The organism is Chitinilyticum piscinae (genome assembly GCF_015223195.1).
GTDB lineage: Bacteria > Pseudomonadota > Gammaproteobacteria > Burkholderiales > Chitinibacteraceae > Chitinilyticum > Chitinilyticum piscinae.
Genome location: NZ_JADFUA010000001.1, coordinates 753,781 through 772,715 on the forward strand (window position 1 = coordinate 753,781; position 18,935 = coordinate 772,715).

The 18,935-nt window shown below is 61.1% G+C and carries 14 protein-coding genes and 1 pseudogene; 6 read left to right on the forward strand and 9 right to left on the reverse strand.

Annotated elements, in window-relative coordinates:
* Positions 1 to 62 precede the first annotated feature (62 nt).
* Together INR99_RS03460 and INR99_RS03465 are read right to left on the reverse strand one after the other, a co-directional pair.
* Complete coding sequence (locus INR99_RS03460; protein WP_194114885.1) at positions 63 to 2,594, reverse strand: ATP-binding protein; 2,532 nt, start codon at positions 2,592 to 2,594, stop codon at positions 63 to 65.
* Between the two features lie 169 nt (positions 2,595 to 2,763).
* Positions 2,764 to 3,024: an accessory factor UbiK family protein gene (locus INR99_RS03465; RefSeq protein WP_194114886.1), complete on the reverse strand. Its 261-nt coding sequence runs from the start codon at positions 3,022 to 3,024 to the stop codon at positions 2,764 to 2,766.
* A 233-nt stretch (positions 3,025 to 3,257) separates the two neighbouring features.
* Between INR99_RS03465 and glnK the strand changes: the two genes are divergently transcribed.
* A complete protein-coding gene (glnK, locus tag INR99_RS03470) occupies positions 3,258 to 3,596 on the forward strand; it encodes a P-II family nitrogen regulator (RefSeq protein WP_194114887.1) in 339 nt (112 codons plus the stop codon).
* 27 nt (positions 3,597 to 3,623) lie between these two features.
* Positions 3,624 to 5,141: an ammonium transporter gene (amt, locus tag INR99_RS03475; protein ID WP_228098046.1), complete on the forward strand. Its 1,518-nt coding sequence runs from the start codon at positions 3,624 to 3,626 to the stop codon at positions 5,139 to 5,141.
* Positions 5,142 to 5,248: 107 nt separating this feature from the next.
* Here the strand turns inward: amt and INR99_RS03480 are convergent, their stop codons facing one another.
* Both INR99_RS03480 and INR99_RS03485 read right to left on the reverse strand, forming a co-directional pair.
* A complete protein-coding gene (locus INR99_RS03480) occupies positions 5,249 to 5,506 on the reverse strand; it encodes a YkgJ family cysteine cluster protein (protein WP_194114888.1) in 258 nt (85 codons plus the stop codon).
* A gap of 71 nt (positions 5,507 to 5,577) precedes the next feature.
* Positions 5,578 to 6,543, reverse strand: coding sequence for an ankyrin repeat domain-containing protein (locus INR99_RS03485; RefSeq protein ID WP_194114889.1), 966 nt, complete (start codon positions 6,541 to 6,543; stop codon positions 5,578 to 5,580).
* A gap of 129 nt (positions 6,544 to 6,672) precedes the next feature.
* Here INR99_RS03485 and INR99_RS03490 point away from each other — a divergent pair, with 129 nt between their 5' ends.
* Complete coding sequence (locus INR99_RS03490) at positions 6,673 to 7,086, forward strand: VOC family protein (protein ID WP_194114890.1); 414 nt, start codon at positions 6,673 to 6,675, stop codon at positions 7,084 to 7,086.
* Positions 7,083 to 7,535 (forward strand): GNAT family N-acetyltransferase, encoded by a 453-nt coding sequence (locus tag INR99_RS03495; protein WP_194114891.1) that lies wholly within the window; start codon positions 7,083 to 7,085, stop codon positions 7,533 to 7,535. Before INR99_RS03490 ends, INR99_RS03495 begins: the two co-directional genes overlap by 4 nt.
* Before the next feature lie 42 nt (positions 7,536 to 7,577).
* Here INR99_RS03495 and INR99_RS03500 read toward each other — a convergent pair whose 3' ends face one another.
* The 3 genes and pseudogenes from INR99_RS03500 to INR99_RS17880 form a co-directional block, all read right to left on the reverse strand.
* A complete protein-coding gene (locus INR99_RS03500; RefSeq protein WP_194114892.1) occupies positions 7,578 to 8,474 on the reverse strand; it encodes a zinc ribbon domain-containing protein in 897 nt (298 codons plus the stop codon).
* Between the two features lie 42 nt (positions 8,475 to 8,516).
* Positions 8,517 to 9,158 (reverse strand): hypothetical protein, encoded by a 642-nt coding sequence (locus INR99_RS17300; protein WP_228098047.1) that lies wholly within the window; start codon positions 9,156 to 9,158, stop codon positions 8,517 to 8,519.
* Positions 9,159 to 9,446: 288 nt separating this feature from the next.
* Positions 9,447 to 9,572, reverse strand: a pseudogene (locus tag INR99_RS17880) (double zinc ribbon domain-containing protein); the annotation flags it as partial.
* Between the two features lie 380 nt (positions 9,573 to 9,952).
* Here INR99_RS17880 and ybeY point away from each other — a divergent pair.
* Together ybeY and INR99_RS03515 are read left to right on the forward strand one after the other, a co-directional pair.
* Positions 9,953 to 10,423: an rRNA maturation RNase YbeY gene (gene ybeY / locus INR99_RS03510; RefSeq protein WP_194114894.1), complete on the forward strand. Its 471-nt coding sequence runs from the start codon at positions 9,953 to 9,955 to the stop codon at positions 10,421 to 10,423.
* The gene (locus tag INR99_RS03515) at positions 10,423 to 10,857 is read left to right on the forward strand and encodes a hypothetical protein (protein WP_194114895.1); all 435 of its coding nucleotides are present in this window, start codon (positions 10,423 to 10,425) and stop codon (positions 10,855 to 10,857) included. Before ybeY ends, INR99_RS03515 begins: the two co-directional genes overlap by 1 nt.
* A gap of 93 nt (positions 10,858 to 10,950) precedes the next feature.
* Here INR99_RS03515 and INR99_RS03520 read toward each other — a convergent pair whose 3' ends face one another.
* Positions 10,951 to 11,868, reverse strand: coding sequence for a GGDEF domain-containing response regulator (locus INR99_RS03520; RefSeq protein WP_308431432.1), 918 nt, complete (start codon positions 11,866 to 11,868; stop codon positions 10,951 to 10,953).
* Between the two features lie 6 nt (positions 11,869 to 11,874).
* Positions 11,875 to 18,834, reverse strand: coding sequence for an AAA family ATPase (locus INR99_RS03525; RefSeq protein WP_194114896.1), 6,960 nt, complete (start codon positions 18,832 to 18,834; stop codon positions 11,875 to 11,877).
* Positions 18,835 to 18,935 lie beyond the last annotated feature (101 nt).

Sequence of the window (18,935 nt, forward strand, 5' to 3'; positions counted from 1 at the left end):
TTGAAGGTATGTTTCCAGGTGTCGCGAAAATAAACGTTATTCCTTGGATAGGCGGTTGGGTATTAGGCGCTTGCACTGGCGGGGGCTGGGTTAAGGCGTTCACCCAGGCTGGCCAGTGATTGCATGACTTCGTCCAGTGCCGCTTCGAATTCATCCAGATGGGTGTCCAGCTCTGCACTCTGGCTGGCGGCGGCGCGTTCCAGTGCTTCGGCGTGGCTGGCGAGCCGCGGAGCCCCCAGGTAGCGGCCGACCGATTTGAGCGAATGCGCCAGCCGCTCGACTTCCGAATATTGCCCCTGCTCGCGTGCCGCACGGATGTCGCGTGCGGTTTCGGCGTGATTGCTCAGGAAGTTGCGCAGCAGTACGACAAAACGCTCGGGCTTCAGCCCGACCTGGCGGTAGCCATACTCCAGATCCAGCCCTGGTAACGAGGGCCAGTCACCGGCGGGGGGGATTTCGCTGGACGGTAGTTCTTTCTGGGCGCGGGTTGGATCCAGCCAGCGGCATAGCACGGCATACAATTGTTCGGGCCGGAATGGTTTGGGTATGTGGTCATTCATTCCGGCTGCCAGGCAGCGTTCACGATCTCCCAGCATGGTATGCGCGGTCATTGCAATGATTGGCAGATCCAGCAGCCGCCGGTGCGAGCGGATATGGCGGGTGGCGACGAAGCCGTCCATTTCCGGCATCTGCAGATCCATCAGCACGGCGTGATAGCGCGCCTGCAGCACCATGGCGACTGCGGCCCGGCCGTTTTCCGCGTGATCGACGTAGATGCCACATGCTTGCAGCAGCTCTTCGGCAATCTGCTTGTTGATCGGGTTGTCTTCCACCAGCAGGATGCGTTTGCCTTCGAGCGGGTTGTCATCGGCAAGACGGCTCTGCTTCGCCGCCGGGGAGGCTGGCAGGGCGGTTGGCGCCGCCTGCGAATCGGCCAGCTCGAAATCAAGGCTGAAGTAGAACACGCTGCCCTTGCCCGGTTCGCTGTTCAGGCCGATCTGGCCGCCCAGCATCTGTACCAGCTCGCGACAGATGGCCAGCCCGAGTCCACTGCCGCCGTAACGCCGTGCAATCGATTCGTCTCCCTGGGTGAAGGCCTGGAAAAGCTGCGGCTGCTGTTCAGCAGCGATGCCGATGCCGGTGTCACTGACGGTAAATTTGAGTCTGGCTTGCTGGGGTGTCTGCTGTTCGCAGCAGATGGTCAACGTAATACTGCCCTGCTCGGTGAATTTGATGGCATTGTTGCCCAGATTGAGCAGGATCTGCCGCAGCCGCAGCGGGTCTCCGTATAAGTGCAAGGGCACAGACTCGTCGCGGTGTGCACTGAGCTGTAGCCCTTTGGCGGACGCCTTCAGCGACAGGATCCCCAGGAGGCTGTCGAGCAGCTCATCCAGGCGGAAGTGCACCCGCTCCACACCGAGCTTGCCGGCCTCGATCTTGGAATAATCGAGTACGTCATCAATGACGCCCAGCAGGGCATCCGAGGCATGCTGGATCTTGCCGACATAATCCTGCTGTTTGGGGGTAAGCGGCGTCTGTACCAGCAGATTGGCCAGTCCGATGATGGCGTTCATCGGCGTGCGGATTTCATGGCTCATCCGGGCCAGGAATTCCGATTTCACCTGGCTGGCTTCTTCGGCCTGACGGGCAATTTCTTTCAGGCTGGCCATCCATTTGACCACCATGTGATAGCCCAGGAACGCCATGGCCACCAACAAGGTCCCCATGACCCAGTACACAATCATCGCCGAGCTGTCGGTAATGCGGGCAACGGCTTGCCAGTCCACCCGGTTGCCGGTTTGCGAGACCCCGGCAATGGCCTTGGCACTCAGGTAGAACGACAGGCTCAGAAACAGGAAAACCCCGCCCATCATGATGGCCGTGACGGTCAGGAGCGCGGTCTTGTTCAGCTCCGGGGTGTTGCAGCTCGTATCGGAATGGCGCAGCCGTTCGCGCCAGCGGCAGACGGGGCCACTGGCGAGCACGATGAAGGGCGCGACGGTCAGCATCATCTGCAGAAACCCGCCGACCCACCAACCCTGCCAGATGGCAAAGGCATCCTTGATGCCGAGCTTGTTGGTGTAGACCCAGATCAGCGCGCCCAGCGAGCTGAAGATGGCACAAAAGAAAGTCAGCAGGGTGAACAGCAGCAGGTTGCTCAGACCTTTGGGGTTGTAGATCTGGATGACCTGGTAGGTGACGGCGAAGACTGCCAGTCCCAGGGGATCGGCAAAGGAAAACACGATGCCCCAGCCGAGTTGCATGCCGGAATAAATGGCACTGGCGAGGGTGGCAATGAACGCGGGAACCGCGCCCCACCAGTAGCCGAACCAGACGCTCCACAGCAGGCACAGCGTCAGGGGCGGATACCAGGTCGCAAAAATCCGGTAACCGGCGACATCAATGGGTACGCCAAACCATTTCAGCTTGGTGCAGATGATGGAGAAGGCAATGCCGACCAGCAGCGAAAGCAGCCATAAGCCGCCGACCTGGCAGCGCTGCATCAGGGAGCCATGGCGGAACACATCGGCAAGGGGAAGGGGGCGGTACAGGCCGTGCGGCGGCGCGAGGGAGACAGAAATCGGGGTCGACATGGCAGCTCGCACGCAGGCTGATTACACCTGCTTCTATGGTTTCATTCTTCGCTAGTAAGCGTTGAGCAGCACTATGTCATCAAATGGGGCGTCTGTCGAACTTCGCCCTTGTTTTTGCAACAAAAAAGCCCGGTATCCCGGGCTGTTGCTGCAGTGGCGGTGGGCAGGCTCAAAGTGCGTCTTGCGGATTATTGGTTTGCAGGCGCGCTTCCAGTTCGGCGATACGCGCCTCCAGTTCCGTGAGTTTTTCACGGCTGCGCACCAGAACTTCCTGCTGCACCTCGAATTCCTCGCGGGTGACCAGATCCATTTTGGTGAATGCACTGGCCATCATGGCGCGCACGTTCTTTTCGACATCCTTCGCCGGGCTGGCGGCAATCACGTCGGAGATTTTGCCGGCGATTTCGTCAAACAGTTTTTCCTTCAGCATGGCGTGACTCCTGAATCGATGTGGTGAACCGGCTATCAGTGTAGCAGAGCCAGCCCGGATTTCCGGCAGGCACCAAGCTGGTGCAGCATGTCGCAGCAGGGGCAAATGTCTGCGTTGTTGCAGTGCATCGGATGCTGGATTTGTTCATATACTATTGAAGTAAAAAGAAATAATTAGCTGGCACACTTCATGCTAAATGCTGCTCATCCGAATCCAGAAGAGGGAGCACCAGCATGAAATTCGTTTCCGCCATCATCAAACCCTTCAAGCTCGATGAAGTGCGCGAAGGGCTGTCAGCCATTGGCGTCAATGGCCTGACCGTGACTGAAGTAAAGGGTTTTGGCCGCCAGAAGGGGCATACCGAGCTGTATCGCGGTGCCGAGTACGTTGTGGATTTCCTGCCCAAGGTCAAGGTGGAAATCGCCGTCTCCGACGAGCTGCTCGAGCAGGCCATCGAGGCAATCGAGAAAGCCGCCAATACCGGCAAGATCGGTGACGGCAAGATTTTTGTATTTGATTTGCAGCACGTCGTGCGCATCCGCACCGGCGAAACCGGCGAAACCGCACTGTAACGCGCCACCATCACAGGAGAGAGGAAGATGATCAAGAAACTGATTGCCGCCTGCACGCTTGCAGCGGCCATGTTCGGCGTGGCGCCGGCCTGGGCGGATGACTCGGCCAGTGCAACGGCGGCCAGCGAGGTGGTAGTTGCTTCCACGGCTGCTGCTGCATCGGCACCGGCAGCGGCGGTGGCCAGCGAAGTTGTCGTGGCTTCAGCCGCCGCTGCGGCTGCTGCGCCGGTTGTGACCATCAACAAGGGTGACAACACCTGGCTGATGGTCTGCGCCGCACTGGTGATTCTGATGTCGATCCCGGGGCTGGCGCTGTTCTATGGCGGCTTGGTGCGCAGCAAAAACATGCTCTCCGTGCTGATGCAGGTGTTTACCGTGTTCGCACTGATCAGCGTGCTGTGGGTGATCTATGGCTATTCGCTGGCGTTTACCGAGGGCAATGCCTTTTTCGGCAGCTTCTCCAAGCTACTGCTCAAGGGCGTGACGCCGGATTCGATCGCAGCGACCTTCAACAAGGGCATCGGCATCTCCGAATTCATCTACATCGCCTTCCAGGGCGCGTTTGCCGCCATTACCTGCGGCCTGATCGTCGGCTCCTTTGCCGAGCGGATCAAGTTTTCCGCCGTGCTGGTGTTCTGCGTGATCTGGTTTACCTTCTCCTACATCCCGGTGGCCCATATGGTGTGGTACTGGGCCGGTCCGGATGCCTATACCAGCGCTGACGCGGCTGCGGTCGCCACGAAGACAGCCGGTTTCCTGTTCCAGGATGGAGCGCTGGACTTCGCGGGTGGTACCGTGGTGCACATCAATGCGGCGATTGCCGGTCTGGTCGGTGCCTTTATGGTTGGCAAGCGGGTTGGTTACGGCCGTGATGCCATGACCCCGCACAGCCTGACCATGACCATGATCGGTGCTTCGCTGCTGTGGTTCGGCTGGTTCGGTTTCAACGCCGGCTCGGCGCTGGAGGCTAACGGCACAGCCGCTCTGGCCTTCGTGAATACCTGGGCTGCTCCGGCTGCGGCTGCGTTGTCCTGGACAATTGCCGAGTGGTTCCTGAAGGGCAAGCCCTCGCTGCTGGGGGCTGCGTCCGGCGCGGTGGCAGGTCTGGTCGTGATCACCCCGGCTGCCGGTTTTGTCGGCGTCGGTGGCGGCCTGATCATGGGCCTGATCGCCGGTGTGGCCGGTCTGTGGGGGGTGCATGGCCTCAAGCGCCTGCTGGGGGCGGATGACAGCCTGGATGTATTTGGGGTCCACGGCGTGTGCGGTATTCTCGGCGCACTTTTGACCGGCGTATTTGCCAGCCCGGAGCTTGGCGGCACCGGCATCTGGGATTACGTGGCCAACAAGGCATCGGTTGACTATTCGATCTGGGGCCAGCTGAAGATTCAGGCCATAGGTGTGGGTGTAACTGTGCTGTGGTCAGCTGTCGTCGCCGTGATTGCCTACAAGCTGATCGACATGACCATCGGCCTGCGTGTGAAGGAAGACGAAGAACGCGAAGGCTTGGATGTGACCAGCCACGGCGAAAAAGCCTACAACATGTAATTGGCGCAATCCGGCCAGCAAAAACCCGCCATTGGCGGGTTTTTGCTTATACAGGCCAATGTATATGGCTGGTTGGCTCGAATGAAAAGGCTTTCTGGGTAATACCCTTAGTCTGGTCGGGTGGCGTCTTCCAGCCTGGTCAACCAGAGCAAGGCATCGGCGCGCGAGTCGCCGCACATTTCCAGCGAGGGTTGCAGTCCGGCGCAACAAGCGGGGCGCTCAGGCCGCCCGAAGATGCGGCAGCGCAGGGCTTCATCCAGTTGGGCGCACGGCAAGCCTGCCGGCTTGCCGGCCGGATGGCCGGGAATGGCACTGGAGATGGAGGGCGCGGTGCAGCAGGCGCCGCAGTGCGGACGGCATTCCACGGGCGGGTTTCCTTGGCAGACAAAGGCAGGATGCTAGCGGTCTGTGGGTGCTGCTACTGTTACGGTTCGCCTCAGTGCCAGTTTCCCGGTGCCGGGGCGGGGGTGATTCCGCCTGCGGGAGTCTGCAGGGCTTGCAGTTCCTGCTCGCGTCGCCAGCAGGCTTCATCGAGCAGGGTGAGCAGGCGGACGTTTTCTTCCGGAACCAGATTGAGTGCCAGCTTGCCATCTGCCGTGGGTTGCAAGGGGTCTGCACCATAATTGAGCAGCCGCACCACGGTGCTGGTTTGCCCGTTGGCGGCGGCCTTGTGCAGCGCACACCAGCCTTCGCTACTGAGTGCCTCAACGCTGGCTCCGGATTGCATCAGCAGCATGATGGCGTTTTCCTGGCCGCGGCTGGCAGCCAGCATCAAGGGGGTGACGCCCTTGTTGCTGCGGGCATTGGGGTTCGCGCCATAATCCAGCAGCAGCAACAGCACCGCAGTCTGTCCCTGCAGGGCCGCCCAGTGAACCGGCTGGTAGCCGTCGCGATCGCCGGCATGGATGTTGGCACCGCGTTCGAGCAGCGTCCCGGCGGCATCAAGCCGCCCGCTGAAGGCAGCCTGCACTAATGGCGTCCAGCCATGCTCGTCACGGAATTCCAGGTGCTGGCTGTTCTGCTCCAGGCTGAGAATGAGGCTGCCCAGATTGCCTTCGCGGATCGCATCATGGGCGGCTTGTCCGCCACCGCGCGGGCTGAAGTCGATCCGGTGCTCGCCGTTCTCTTCCGGTTCGGCATCCCAGGCGCCTTCCTCGCGCATCTTGCCCAGATAGGTTTCGTGCGCATGCGAGAGCTTCATCAATTCGGCGGCCACTTCCGGGGGGAAGCCCTCCCGGTCATGCTTGTCCATGATCAGCAGGTCGGCCAGGTAGTCATCCAGCACCGGTCTGCCCCAGCCTTGCACGATCTGTTCGGCAATGCGCGGGAAGCGCTCGACCAGCGTGCGCGGATATACTTCAGCGAAACCGGTCTGCAGCAGAATCTGTTCCAGAGGTGTCATGGCATGGCCTTTGTGCCGGAAGCGATATGCCAGCAGTCTAAGTTTTGCCTGTGGCGACGGTCTATCAACTATTACCGCAATATCGGCAGAATCCGTGACAAATTCACCATCTGCCGTGCAGGAGCTACCATGACCCCCCATATCAGTCTGCTTACGCTGGGTGTTGCCGATCTCGCGATGTCGCGTCAATTCTACGCCGCACTGGGCTTCAGCGAGATTCCTGAAAGCCAGGAGAGTATCGCGTTCTTTGCAACGAGCAGCGGCATGCTGCTTGGCCTATATGACCGTCAGGCGCTGGCTGAAGATACCGGCGTGCAGCTGGCGGAGCCGGGAGGCACGGCATTCACGCTTGCCCACAACGTCACCTCGCCTGCCGCCGTCGATAGTGTCCTGGCTGAAGCCGTGACGGTTGGCGCGACGCTGGTCAAGGCGGGGCAGCCGGTATTCTGGGGGGGCTACAGCGGCTACTTTGCCGATCCGGATGGCTTCCTCTGGGAGGTGGCCTACAACCCCTTCATGGATCTGACCGGGGGTGCGGCATGAGCATGCTGCGCCGGATGACGGAGGGTGACCTGCCGCAGCTTGCCCGGCTATTTCGGCAAACCTTCAACGCGCCACCCTGGAATGATCGCTGGCGTGATGATGCCCACGCCCAGCGCTATCTGGCCGGCCTGTTTGCCAATCCCCAGTCGCGTTGCTGGGTACTGCAGGAAGGGAGAGCCCTGTGCGGGGCATTGCTGGGACATCGCCGTGACTGGTGGAGTGGTGACGAGTTTTTCATCGACGAGTGCTTTGTCTGCCCTGACCATCAGGGCAATGGACTGGGGCGCCTGCTGGTTGATGGTGCGCAGGACGAACTGGCGCAGGAAGGTGTCACGCTGTTTTCGCTACTGACCATCCGGCAATTGCCTGCCGCCGCCTTCTATCGTCATCTGGGTTTTCAGGCGCAACCTGACTGCCATCTGTTCTGGCGTCGCCGCGGCGAGGAATAAAAAACCGTGCCGGCAGGCACGGTTTTTTGAGCATGCAGCAGCTTAAGCGGTGGCTAGCTTGTGGCCGCATTCGCCACAGAAGGTGGCTTCCGTTTCGTGCGGGGTAGCGCACTGCGGGCAGTGAGCCTCTGCTGTTGCCGCGGCCGGTTGGGGTGCCGTTTCTGCAGGTGTTGTGGCGGCTGCCTCGACGTGTGTGCTGGCTGCTACCGGCGCAACGCTGGTGGGTTCGACGGCTTTGCTAGAAACCGGTTTGGTTTTGGTTGCCGCCGGTGCGGGTTCTTCCGGGGCGCCTTCCAGTGCAAAGCGTACGGCACGGGTATTGCGCTCGATCTGCACAAGTACCGGAATCAGCAGAGCCACAATGAAGGCGATCAGAGCGCCCAGCCCGACCGAGATGCCGGAAATCCGCTCGGCCTGGGCCATCACCTTGGCATCCTCGGCTTTCGCAATGGCGCGGCTGAAATTGCCCGCATAGAAGTTGGACAGCCGGGTGGCCGTCTCCGGGGTCGCCGTGCCGCTCTTCTTGAAGTGTTCCATGCCGTCTTCCAGAAACGCGGCCCAGCCTTTGACCCATTGCGAGCGACGGTTTTCCGGGACATTGCTCAGTGTGCGGATGATGTCATCGGTGGTGAACTGGGTGATGCCGTTGGTCTTGATCACTTCATAAATGTCTTCACGGAACTGCTTGTTCAGCTGTTCGATTTCTTCCTGGGCCGCCGCCTGGCTTTCTTCACGACTGAAGCGCAGCAGTTCGCCTTCTTCCTGCATCTTGCTGAAGCTTGGGGTCTTGAAGGAATCGCCACTGCGCGAGCCAACGTAAAGCATGGCGCCGACAAAAGTCAGCAAGGCCAGAATGGCAAAACCGATTGCCGCCATATGCCCTGCGCGCATCAGTAGCAGGGTAAAGCCCGAAGCCTGGGGAACTGCTTGCTTGCTCATGATCCATCCTTGGTTGTTTGGTTATGGGTTTGACTGGGGTGATTAGCGCTGGCTGCCGGGTTCGGGGCGGGATTCCGCTTCCTTCTTGCATTGCGGCTCGCGGGGATTCTGCAGACACAACTCCATCTTGCAGGCTTCAGCCTTGAGAAGGTTGCTCTTGCGGCTGCACTCGGCATAGCGAGCGGCGAAGCCGCTTGGAGCGGGCGTGGCCGCCGTGGTTGCGACCGGTGTAGGGGCTGGAGTGGGCAGAGGGGTCGGCGTCGGAGTAGCCTTTGGCGCCTTGGTCGGACGTGGAGTCGGCTTGCCTGTCGGGGTAGCGGTCGGTGCGCTGGTGGGGGGCGTGGACGGTTGTGCCGTAGGAGCGGTGGTGCTGACCGGACTTGCCATCGTGGCGGTGCTGGCGCTAGCTGCTGCGCTGGCGATACTGGCTACCGAGGCTTCTGCCCCTTTGGGGTGCAGTACTTCGACATTGCTGGCGCTGGACGCGGTCGCTGCAGCCGAGGCTGCAGGCTTGCTCAACGCGCGGTAGGCAAAGAAACCGCTGATGCCCAGCACGATCAGGGCCAGCAGGACGGCACCGAGCATCAGTACCAGGCCGTTATTGCTCTGGGCAGGCTTTTTCTTGGCCGCCGGCTGGGCAGGCGGAATGACGGGAATCGGTTTGGGTGCCGTTGCGGCTGGCACGGGTGCGGGAGCAACGGGGGCCGGATCTGATGCTTCGGCTGGTGCCGGTTCCGTGGCAAACCCCAGCTTGGCCCACGGATCAGATGTGTCGGTATCGCTTGCTGCCGGGATGGTAACCGACGCAGACTCTGCTGGAGCTGGAGCTGGAGCTGGAGCTGGAGCTGGAGCTGGAGCTGGAGCTGGAGCTGGAGCTGGAGCTGGAGCTGGAGCTGGAGCTGGAGCTGGAGCTGGAGCTGGAGCTGGAGCTGGAGCTGGAGCTGCACTGGTCAGGCTGGTACCACATGCCTTGCAGAACTTGCTGCCGATCGGGTTGGCGGTGTCGCATTGCGGGCATTTGCAGCTCAGCGAGGTACCGCACTTGGCACAGAATTTGGCAGATTCGGGATTATCGTGTTCGCATTGCGGGCACTGCATGATCAGTCTCGTTCAGGTCTTGAATTGCTGCATTACAAAACCTTTCATTACGCTGATCAATGAGCGCCGTCACAATGGCATCCATTCTGTCTGTATTTTGCGACGCAACACAGCAGATCCGCTGTGGAAAGTCGCTCAGCGCGGTTTGAGCTGCTGGCTGCGCGTCCAGAGTTCGGCCATGCGTTCCAGTTTCTTGATCAGGGTGTACATGATGGTGCTCCTTGGTTTGGATGATTCCATTTTCATCCTCGCCGGCCTGTCATCACAGTGGAAAAGTACCCGAATGTCATGTGAATAGTGGCGCAGCCTCACCGGAGGCTTGCTGCGGCAAGGCGGCGATTTCGGGCAGAATGACGGATTGTCTCGAAAGGAAGACGCAAATGACTCTGGAACTGGCACTGCAAATCGAAAGCACGGCAGGCGGCTTGCCCGACGAGGCGCAGCTGACCCGCTGGGCGCTGGCTGCCCTCCAGCCCGGGACCGTGGCTGCGGAGGTGACTTTTCGCATCGTCGATGCCGAGGAGGGCCAGCAGCTCAATCGCGATTATCGGGGCAAGGATTACGCTACCAATGTGCTCACTTTCACGTTTGACGATGAGCTGCCGGCTGTTGCCGGCCTGCCGCTGCTGGGTGATGTCGTGTTCTGCGCACCGGTCGTGGCCCGCGAGGCCGCAGAGCAGAACATCGCTCTGGAAGCCCACTACGCGCATCTCACGGTTCACGGCATGCTGCACCTGCAGGGTTTTGATCACCTGAACGACGAGGAAGCCGAGGAAATGGAAGGGCTGGAAACCCGGATTCTGGCAGGGCTTGGATACGCCGATCCCTATGCTTCGGAAAAGCAGGCTTGATGAGGGTTCTGGCTGCATACCTTTTATTGATTGCCGCGCCCTTGCTGGCAGCCAGCCCGGATGAGCCCGCTGCGGCGGTGGCGCCTGCATCCGATCGCGCCTTTGTGATGGCGCTGGCCATGGTGCTGCCCAGCCAGCTGCTGGCCTGTTCGGTATATCCGGAGTTCAAGAGCGAAGTGGCCCGCCACTGGCAGATCGAGCCGAAAGTCGCGCCACCCCAGGACGAGCGTGGTGACTGGCTGACCCGTTGTTACACTCGCCAGCCACCTCTGACGCAGTCGCAGTGCCGCGATCTGCTCGAGATGCTGCCTGCGGATGCAATGCACACGCTCACTGCGGAGCAGCGGTCGGGGTATCTGCTGTTTACCAAGGCAACCCTCTCGCAAATCAAGGCGGCCCCCCGCAACTGCCAGCAGCTTGAGCCGGCTCCCTGAGCGCCATCCCGGCCGTAACGGTACTGTCAGCCACCCTACAGCCGTTTGCGGGATGCCGGGTGGGGAGATTCACGTGCTATTGCCATGTCTTGCTCAGCCGAGCGCAATACTGGCGCGGTTGCGTCCGTTTGCCTTGGCCTGATACAGCTGCCGGTCTGCGCTCTCGTAAAGCTGACTTTCATTGCCGTTCATGCTGCTGGCGACCCCCAGACTAACCGTGACCTGCAGTTGCAAGGGCTTGTCGGGATGGCGAATGATCCGGCTGGCGACATTGCCGCGGATGCGCTCGGCGATGACGGAGGCGCCATCAAGATCGGTTTCCGGCAACAGGATGGCAAACTCTTCACCGCCAATCCGTGCGGCCAGATCTGCAGTCCGGTACGGGGAGGCGGCGATGACACTGGCGACTTCCTGCAGACAGACATCGCCCACGGCATGGCCATGCTCGTCATTGATGCTCTTGAAATGGTCGATATCGAGCAGAATCAGCGACAGCGGATGGCGGGTGCGCTGCTGACGCAGGCATTCCTGGGTAAAGGCTTCACTGAAATGGCGGCGATTGGCCAGCTGGGTCAGCGGGTCGGTCAGCGACAGGCGTTGCAACAGCTCCCGTGACCGCTTCATTTCCAGCTGGTTACGTACCCGCACCCTTACCGTGGTCGGGCTGAATGGCTTGGAGATGTAATCGACTCCGCCAGCGAGAAACCCTTTTTCCTCGGCTTCGGGATGACCCAGTGCGGTCACGAAAATGACCGGGATATCCCTGGTGGCCTGGATGCTCTTGATTTTCCGGCAAATGCCGTATCCATCGAGTGTTCCCGGCAGCATGACGTCCAGCAGGATCAGATCCGGCAGCGGATGGGTATGCACCTGTTCCAGAGCTTCTTCGGCACTCATGGCAAAGCGGAGTTCGTAGTGTTCTTCAAGGGCAAGGGCGAGCGCCTGGATGTTGTTGCTGTCGTCGTCGACGATCAGAAGAACCGGTACATGAGGTACTGAGAAAGTGGGCACAGCGACTTACTCCAGGGCTTGCAGTTCGGCAACAATGGCCAGTGCGTTGCGGAAATCGAGTTGTTCGACAGCGTCTGACAGCAGGCTGGTCTGCAATGGAAAGCGTGTTTGCAACTGGGGGCGCAAGGTCTCGAACACCCGCCTGGCCCGCAGATTACGCTGTTGCAGCAACTCGAACAGGCAGGAAAGACTGCTCTGATCGGTGTTTTCCGCAGCGGATGGCGCAGGCGGAGGCTCTTCTGTGCCCAGCCGGTGTTCGAATATGGCAATGCTGTCCACAGCCAGCGTCATTTCTTTTGCCAGGGCTTGCACATCATCCGCAGCAACGGTGTCGCCCTGCTGCAAACGGCTCTCGATCAGGCTGCTGCGCTGGTACACCCCGCTGGCACCCAGCGTACCGGCGACGCCCTTCAGGGAATGAACCAGCAACAAGGCATCGTCATGCTGTCCGCTGCGCAGCAATCCATCCAGTGTGATTGCAACCTGGCCATACTGCTCACGCAGCCGTGGCAGCATCTTGCGGAGAATATCGATTCGTCCGCCAAAGTGCAGCAGTGCCCGCGGAAGATCCAGCCCCGGCAGTGCCTGCAGGGCCGGCTTCGGGCTCGTCTGGCTTGGCACCGGACTCTGGCTCACCCGGGTTGACGGTGACCATTGCCGTAATTTGCCGACCAGGGTGGCGGCATCGATCGGTTTGAGCAGATGGTCATTCATCCCGGCGGCACGGCTGGCAACAATGTGTTCTTCGCTGGCATGGGCGGTCATGGCCAGAATCGGTAAGCTCTCGGCGCTGAAGTAGGCCCGGATACGGCGGCAGGCCGTGATGCCATCCATGACTGGCATCTGGATATCCATGAGGACGATATCAATCGCCTGCTGCTGATCCAGAATCACGGCAAGTGCCTCGCTGCCGTTGCTCGCCTGCGACACCCGGGCACCGTGCTCGCTGAGGATCGAGGCAGCCAGATCGCGCAGGGTCTCGGTGTCTTCCACCAGCAGGATGTGCATGCCCAGCAAGGGGGCACCGGATTGCACTGGCGGGTGCCGCGCCAGCGGATAGTGCGGGGCTGCCCGCTGCGATTGCCAGAGCCCCAGAAAATCCCAGACTGTCCAGGGCTGATGCATGATGGCGATGCCGTGATGCTGCAGGCTCTGCGCATGCTGTTCCGCTTGCCCTGCATGACTTAATGCCATGATTTGCGCATGGGGTAGCTCTCGGCCGAGTTGCGCCATCAGCTCTTCCAGCGGTACATCCAGCGCGGGCAGATCAAACAGCAGCAGGTCGAAGCGGGGCCACGCTGCATGTTGCAGCACGGTGCTCACGCGTTGGCACTCCTCTACGTCCCAACCCTGATCTCCCAGCATCTGCCGGATGGCGGCGCGGGTGGTCTCGTGCTTGATGGCGAGCATGATGCGGCCCCCTGCCGGCGGGAGCTGATCGCCTGGCTGCGGTGGCCGGAGTGCTGGGCGCCAGGGCAGCGAGAAATGGAAGGTTGTTCCCTTGCCGGGGGTAGAGTGAACTTCGATCTTCCCCCCCATCAGTTGCACCAGTTGCTGGCTGATGGCCAGCCCCAGCCCCGTTCCCCCGAAACGCCGGGTCATCGAAGGGTCGGCCTGGCTGAAGGATTGAAACAGGCGTTTCTGCTCGTCGGGATTCATCCCGATGCCCGTGTCCCGGATACTGAAGGCCAGACGAGGTTCACCCTGTGCCTCTACCCGGCAGACAGTCAGCATGACTTCGCCCTGTTCGGTGAACTTGATGGCATTGCTGAGCAGGTTCAGCAGGATCTGTCCCAGCCGCAAGGGGTCACCATGAAACAGCCGTGGCAATTTGCCATCAAGCAGGAAAATCAGTTGCAGCTGTTTTCTGCCGGCCTGCAGCGACACGACCTTGCCCAGCTGGTCCAGCACGCCCTGCAGGTCGAATTCGGCATCTTCCATGAGATGCTGGCCGGCTTCGATCTTGGAAAAATCGAGAATGTTGTTGATGACGTTGAGCAGGGCACTGGCCGAGACCTGAACGCGCTGCAGGTGGTCGCGCTGCTGTTCCGCCAGCGCGGAGGAGCTCAGCAGCTCGGTATACCCGAGAATGGCGGTGAGGGGGGTTCTGATTTCGTGGCTCATGTTGGCCAGGAAGAGCGATTTCGTGCGGGTTGCTTCCTCGGCGGCCTCTTTGGCCTGTGCCAGAGCCTGTTCGGCTTCTTTGCGCACCGTGATGTCCTGCATGGCGACGACGATGCCTTTTTCCGGGTCATTCGGGTCGATCTGCTTGGCCTGGATCATGCACCACAGCAGGTGACCATCCCGATGCACAATCGGGCGGTCCAGAACGATCTTTTCCCCGCTGGCCAGAAATGGGTAAAGCTCATTGCCGATCAGTTCGAAATCCCGATCATCCTGATAGAAGATCCGGACACTTTGTCCGCGCAGCTCCTCCGGCTGATAGCCAAGCATGGCTGCGCAACTTTCATTGCAGCGCTGGATCACTCGGTTGCGCAGAAAAACAATCCCGGTCAGGGTGTTCTGCAAGATTGCTTCCTGCTCCAGCAGCGCTTGTTGCAGCGCTGCCGTGCGCTCGGCGACACGGAATTCGAGATTGGCATTCAGGTCCCGGATGGCCTCCTTTTCCTGCTGCAAGGTGGTGTAGAGGCTGGCGTTCTCCAGCGCGATGGCTGTCTGGCTGGCCAGCAGGCCGAGAACTGCAACGCGATCAGGGGTGAAGGCGCCACAGATACTGCGGTTCTCCAGATACAGCAGATAGTCCAGCTGGGTATGGCAGGTCAGTGGCATGCACATGACCGAGCGCAGCTGCTGGCGGATGGTCCATGGGTCGCGCACAAAATCACCCTGCTCCAGCGCATTGCCCAGAATGACGGGTTCGCCTGTGCGGGCGACGTAGTCGATGACTGCACGGTTCAATTCGATGCCTTCCGGGGCGAGTTCGATCGGGCTGCCCGGTTGCGAATGATCCAGGCGCGCCCGGACTTGCCAGTGCCCATCGCTGCGTTGCAGTAGCAGGCCCAGCTGCGCGCCCGCGTTTTCAACCGTGATCTGCATGATTCGGGCGACCAGACGATCCAGCACAATCTCGCTGGAAATCGCCAGGGCGGATTTCATCATGGCCTTCAGGTCGAGCTGCTGCGTGATCGAACTGCTGCTCCGGGCGGCGGGGGCGGCGTAGCCGGCTGTCTCGCCGGGCAGACGGGCCAGCAGGGCCCGCGCACCGCAGGCGGTGAAGGCCATTCTGGCTTCACTGATGCTGCTGGCGGCCAGGGTGGCATGACGTTCTGCCAGAGCTTCGCCAAGCAAGGCACTGGAAAGCCCAAGCAGCAGGGTCTGGCCTGCCGAGCGGGCTGCATCACAGGCTTCGAGGTAGGCAGAAATGGCCTGGCCGGGTTGCTGCCCGGCTTTCAGTGCTTCGGCTCTGGCCAGCGCATCCCAGGCGGCAAAGCCGGACGGGTTGATGGCGGCCCAGCCGGCCAGGGCGTGCAGATGCGGCGTGGTTTCTGCCAGCTGGTTTGTGCCATGTACTGATTCGCGCGCAAGGCAGATCACCGATGCCAGGTGGAACTGAGCCAGGATCAGCAGATTGCCAGCGGCGCCTTGAGCAAGCAGCGGCGCGGCGCGGCGGGCGTAAGCCAGTCCGGCGGCATAGCTGCCATGCAGGCAGGCTGTCCAGGCCAAGTCCGTCAATGATTCGCTGACATCGGTCCAGTTCTGTTCGGCCGCATAGTCGGCCAGAATCTGCTCGATATCGACAGGCAGCGGTGTTTCTCCCAGCAGATTTTGCAACAAATGCAGGCGGATCCGGGCCTGGCCAAGTTCGAGCGGGACATGGCGTGCGCAGTACTCCAGCCAGCGCCGGCACTGCTTTTTAACCCGGTGCAGATCGTCACCTTGCAACCAGCTGGCGATATAGGCCGAAAGAATCGCATAGCTCGCATATTGCTGGTCGCCATGCCGGTGGCAATGCTCGAATGCTGCGGATAGCGCAGCTTCGTTGGCTGCGAAGGTGTTCTGCCAGTTCAGGCTCTGCGCATGTGCCAGCAGCTCGGTTTTGCCGCTGAAATAGGGGTCGGCAAAGCGCTGTGTCAGTTGCAGGGCGGCTTCGCCGTAGCTGAAGGATTCCCGGTGTTGGCCGTGCATGCCCAGCAGCATGGCAAACCAGGCTAGAGCTACACTCGAGGCCGCAGCACAGCCATGCTCCAGCACATGCTGGACATTGTGACTGATCACGAGGCCCAGGCGTTGGGGCTCCGTGAAGTAGGTGGTGATGATATAGCGGTCAAAGAGTCGCCCGATCTGGATGTCCCTGGGGCCGGCATCGGGCAATTGTCCTAGCCTTTGCAGCACATTCCCGGCCTGTAGACTGGCGAAAAGCGTGCGGGTGGCCGCTTCTGCCGCATCCGTTTGCCGCGGCAGGACTACGCCCAGAACGGCGAGGCCACGCTCGACTAGTTGCAGTGCGCCTGCGGAATCACCGAAATTTTGCAGTGCCACGCTGTAGTGTTCGCAGGCCTCGGCATGCAGCAGTGAATCGACAGGCACCTGCAGCAATTCCTCGAAGCAGTGTGCCGCAGCTTCGGGGAGGCCAAGCGCTGACAAGGCCTGAGCCTCATGCAAGCCCAGGGCGAAAGCCAGCTCAGCTGGCGCATCGCTTCCTGCCAGCAGCGCGCGGCCGGCTTGCAGATAGTTGCAGGCTTGCTCATAGGCAATGGCGGCCATGGCTTTCTTGCCGGCGGCCAGGTTGGTTTCCGCCAGCCGCAGGCGTGCTGACGGCGTGGTGATGATGTCGCAGGCCTGATTGAGGTGGCTGGCGATGTCGAAGATCAGGCTGTCGTGGCTGCTTGGGGCCGCATAGGCCTGCAAGCGCTCTCCGATGCGCAGATGTGTCCGGGTACGGGTCTCGGCATCCAGGGATGCATAAGCGGCTTGCTGGAGGCGCGGGTGCAGGAAATGGTATTCGATCCGCTGCTCGTTTGAGTCGCCCGCGCCCGAGGCCTCGCGGGCAATCAGCCCCTGGTCGATGAGCTGCTGCAGGGCGTGATCCAGCTGCGGCACAACGATCGCGGGCAGGCATGCGGCAAGCAGGCTATGTGCAAAGCGCTGGCCGATGCACGATGCCGCCTGCAGAACATGCTGGGCACTCGCCGGAAGCAGACCGATCCTGCGTTCCATCAGCTCGAGCATGTCGTCATTGAGCGGAATGCGCCGGATACTTTCGAGATCCCACTGCCAGCCGCCCTGTACGGCGTTGAAGATGAGCAGACCGTCTGCCTGCAGCTTTTCCAGCAATTGCACGACAAAAAACGGCTGTCCACCGGTTTTGCCGTGAATGATCCGCGCGAGCGCATCCACGGCTTCCGGCGGTTGATGCAGGCAGTTTGCCAGCCAGTGCCGGATATCCGTGTCGGCAAGTCCCTTCAGGCTGATGTCGCTGACCGGAACGCTTGATTCACGCAGGTCGGCAAGCCAGTGGTGGGCTTGCCCGGAGGGAGTCGTGAGCTGCTCGCTGAGGCTGGTGATGAGCAGAATGTGCCGGCAGTCAGGATCCTTCAGCACACTGGCAAGCAGTTGCAGGCTGGCGGCATCGGCCCAGTGCAGATCATCCAGCAGCATCAGCAGTGGTGTCTCTTCGGTGGCAAATACCGCAATGAAACGGCTGAAGAGTGCCATGAAGCGATGCCGGGTCTCGCTGGGACCAAGGGCGGCGACGGCCGGCTGTTCACCGATCAGCCAGCGCAGCTCCGGAACCAGATCAACAATGATTCCGGCCTGATCACCCAGCGCCTGTTGCAGTCTCAACCGGTAATGCTCGAGCTGATCGCTGCCGCGGGTCAGAATATGGCGGACCAGCATGCCAAATGCCTGGCTGAGCGGGTCATACGGGATGTCCCGCCGCAGCTGGTCACAGCGCGCTGTCAGTAGCCAGGTCGTCTCGCCACTGTACCGGCGGGCGTCCTCCAGCAGGGCCGATTTGCCAGCGCCGGGTACGCCGCGTATCACGATCAGGCTGTTCTGGCCGCTGTGCCGGGCCAGGCTCATGGCCTTTTGCAGCTTGCCCTGCTCTTCATCCCGGCAATACAGGGTGGCGGCGGCGCGCAGTATGCTGTCGCTGTCATGCCGTCCCGGGGTGAATGCGGGCTGCAAAGTGTCGAGGCCAAGGCGGCAGATCTGCAGATCCGCTTTCAGCCCGTCAGCACTCTGGTAGCGCTCGGCCGGATTCTTGGCGAGCAGCCTCGCCAGAATGCACTGCAGGACATGCCGTGCAGACCCCTTTTCGAACACCGGCCAGACCGGGTGCATGGCCAGATGCCCATGAATGATCTCCAGGGTATCTGCCCCAAGAAAAGGGTTTCTGCCGGTTAGCAGGCGATACCCCAGGCATCCCAGCGAGTAGAAATCACTGCGATAGTCGGGGTTGCCCGGCATCCGTCCGGTTTGTTCCGGGGCAATGAACGCCTGCATGCCCAGCGGCAGCTTCAGCAGGTCCAGCGGCTCGGTGGCCGACTTCGCTTGCCGGGCCAGCCCGAGGTCCACCAATGACACGGTCAGTGTTGCGGGCTCGACCAGCAAGGCCTGCGGGTGCAGGCTGCCCAGCAGAAAGCCATGCTGATGCAGATCGGTCAGCAGCATGAGCAACTGGTCAAGCAGGTGCAGGGTCCGGGACATGTCCAGCGTGTTCTCTGCCAGATAGCGTTCCAGGCTGATGCCAGCAACGTCCGACAGAATCAGCGCCACCGCGCCCGGGGTGCGCTGAAGGCTGAGCAGCTGTGGCAGGGCTGGCAGCGGCAAGGCCTGCCAGCGTGCGCCTTCTTCCTGCAGTCGTTGCTGGGACTGCGGCTGAGTGCTGGCAGCGACCTTGATCAGCACGGGCTGGCCGGTCTGGCGGTGTTGTCCGCGGTAAAGCATCGCGTCGGCATGGCTGCAGAGCAGGGTATCTAGGCTGTAGGTACGGGCTGGCATTGCAAACTCGCAGGGGAAGACGGTGGATCCGGCCGGGCTTTGGCCATCTATTGTTATTTACTGACTGAATTCTGTCATTGAATTGATTTTTTAATGCTCTA